4 protein-coding genes are annotated in these 2,683 nt (G+C 63.0%); all 4 read right to left on the reverse strand.

Annotated elements, in window-relative coordinates; all coding sequences use genetic code 11:
• Positions 1-449, reverse strand: a 449-nt coding sequence (locus VZ95_RS18255) for a hypothetical protein (protein WP_045777128.1), incomplete at its 3' end; no start/stop codon positions are given.
• Positions 450-616: 167 nt separating this feature from the next.
• Entirely contained in the window at positions 617-1,447 is an 831-nt protein-coding gene (locus VZ95_RS18260) for a MinD/ParA family protein (protein WP_084627907.1), read from the reverse strand.
• Positions 1,404-2,474: a flagellar biosynthesis protein FlhF gene (locus VZ95_RS18265; RefSeq protein ID WP_052711924.1), complete on the reverse strand. Its 1,071-nt coding sequence runs from the start codon at positions 2,472-2,474 to the stop codon at positions 1,404-1,406. The genes VZ95_RS18260 and VZ95_RS18265 overlap by 44 nt, the downstream gene beginning before the upstream one ends.
• A gap of 9 nt (positions 2,475-2,483) precedes the next feature.
• On the reverse strand, positions 2,484-2,683 hold a 200-nt coding region (locus VZ95_RS18270; RefSeq protein ID WP_198148388.1), incomplete at its 5' end, for an FHIPEP family type III secretion protein.

The following is a 2,683-nucleotide window of genomic DNA, read 5'->3' on the forward strand; positions in this document are numbered from 1 at the left end:
GGGTGGGGAGCGGGGCCGGATCGGCGGGACGGATGACAATCGCGTTCAAGGTTTTGCCCGGCGGCGGCCTGGGGCAACGGGAGTGTGGGGGCGGCTCCAACCGTCGGCGTCAGGATCGGCTGCGGCAGGGGATTCGGGTTGGTTCCCCCGACAAGATGCAAGCGCTGCGACTGAAGTTCCGGGCCGATCTCAAACAGCAACTGCGTTCCTACCTGTAAGGCGAGGGAACTGCTGATGGTGATCGGGCCTTGCGCGGTGAGAAGACTATAAGTGTTTTGGGCAACCCGGCCTTGCACAGTCGCTTGCAGCACGGCCCCGTTCGGAACTTGCTTCAGCCAGGCCGGCATATCGGGCACGCCAACGGTGCCCTCGAAGAAGAGCGGCGCGGGGCCGGTCGGCGCGCTGGTGATGATCCCTGGGGGTAAGGGTTGCTGCGGAACCGTGACCATTCTGCTCTCCGCCTATCGTAAGCGTGGGGCGCTCGGCAAATTCTTCCCGATGCGGCCTCCGCCGATCCATAATCCGACAGTTTAACGCAAATTTTACGCCAACCGAACTCTATTCGGTGTCTTTGTCTTTGCCGAACTCTATTCGATGTTTTTGTCTTTGCCGAACTCTATTCGGCGGGGGTTCCCCTTGCCATCAAACGCGCGGCAATCGCTTCGATATCCATGCCCGCGTCGCTGGTGGCGTGCTTCACGAAAATCGGCGTTTGGGCACGAATGGCTTCCAGCACGCGCTTATCTTTGCGGATGGTTCCCAACAGCGACGGCGTGCGCTTTAGGAAGGTTTCGCAGGCTTTCGCCAGGGTATGATAGGTCTTATCGCCCTCGCCACTGGTCCGCGCTTGATTGATGACGATGCGCAAGTCGCAACTCGGGTCATCGGACAGGCTGACCTTCATGAAGGCATAAGCGTCGGTCAGCGAGGTTGGCTCGGCGGTGGCAACCACGATGCGCGTGCCGCAGGGCTGGGCCATGATCCGCACCAGCCGGTCAACCCCGGCCCCGAGGTCGAGAATCGCATAATCATAGCTTTTAGCGAGATGGGCGAGGTCACCCGCCAGGATCGACAGGCGCGTCGGCGGCAGGGCGGCGAGCCCCCCTGCGCCGGAGCGCCCGGCAATCACATCGAACCCGCCCGGCGCGTAAGGCACGCTCACCTGATGCAGCAGCGCCTTACCGGCAATCACCCAGGACAGATCGCGCGGCGGCATAATGCCGAGTTGCACATCGACATTGGCAAGGCCCAAATCGCCATCGAACAGCAGCACTTTGCGCCCGGCGCGGGCAAGCGCGGTGGCGAGCGAGATCGAGAAAAAAGTTTTTCCGACGCCGCCCTTGCCCGAGGCAATCGCAATCAGATTCGGAGCTTGCGCGGCGGCGGGGTGGGTTGAGCTTGGGTCACGCTGAGGGCACCCCGAAGGAGGGACGGGGAGACTCGTCAAGGCGTGGGCTGGCTTCCCCCGGTGCCGGGTAATCGTCGAAATCACTCATCGGCGCGTCGGGAATCAGCAGCTTTGCCAGCGAAACCGGATTGACCGGCAACAGCCCATCGGCCACGTGCGACGTAACCGAGACATCGCAAAAGCTAAGCTGCGCCACATCGGCGGCCACCAGGATCGAGCCGAGCCGCCGCGCCGCATCCAGCCGGGTTGCCAGCAGGCGCGTCGCCCCTAACCGGCCAAAAGCTTTGGCAATGGTGGCGGCTTCTTCGGGATCGTAACCGGCAGGCAATACCAGCACCGCATCCATGTTTCCGGCAGCGAGCAGACGTTCGAGTTCGTCCATTTCCTCCTCATCATAGGGGTTCACCGCCCCGGTATCGATGAGGGTGAGGGTTTCCGGCCCGGCGATGCGGCTGGCTTCCAGCGCGTCGGCCAGGGTTTCGGCATCCAGCGCCGTTTGCAGATCGAGCGACAGGATGCGCGTGAAGGCGGCGAGTTGATCGACCCCGCCCGCCCGCATCGTATCGGTGGTAATGACATGAACGGGGCGGCTGGACAGAACGGCGCGGGCGGCGAGCTTGGCCACCGTCACCGTCTTGCCCGATCCCGGCGGGCCAATGAGCGCCAGGGGTTTGCCGGGGTAGCGTTCGGGCAAGGGCGAGAATTTAAACGCGCTATCGAGGGCGGCGGCAAGCGTCATGATCGGCGCATCGACGGCAAGGGCCGAGGCGGCGCGGATCAATTTTTCCGCCAAGGGGGCGGCGGCCCGCACCAGCCGTTCCGACAGATCGGGCGGAACCCCGTGGTTATCGAGGGCGATGGCGATGGTTTCGAGCGCATCCAGCGGCTGATCCATCGGCGGCAGGGTTGCGGCCGTCGGATCATCGTCAATCGCCGCCGTTACCCGCAGCCCGCGCCCAGCTTCGCTGCGTTGGGATGAAAGAATAATGGCGTTATCGCCCAGTTCCTCACGGACCCGCCGGATCGCTTCCGGCATTGATTCCGCATAGAACATCTTCATCCGCATGGGGCGATCCTAAATCTGTCCGAGCGTGCGGATTTTCGCTTTAGGATGAATCTCCGATTGGCTCAGAATGGTGGTCGCGGGGCGGAAGCGTTCGATAATCGAGCGCACATAGGGGCGAATGGCAGGGCTGACCAACAGAACCGGGCTTTCCCCCATTACGGCGAAACGATCGAAGGTCTGGCGGACCGACGAGATGAAGCGCTGCAACT

This window comes from Elstera litoralis, assembly GCF_000963705.1.
Taxonomy (GTDB): domain Bacteria; phylum Pseudomonadota; class Alphaproteobacteria; order Elsterales; family Elsteraceae; genus Elstera; species Elstera litoralis.

Coding starts and splice junctions, on each gene's coding strand:
- VZ95_RS18265 (WP_052711924.1), bottom strand. CDS start 2,474: ATGCGGATGAAGATGTTCTATGCGGAATCAATGCCGGAAGCGATCCGG.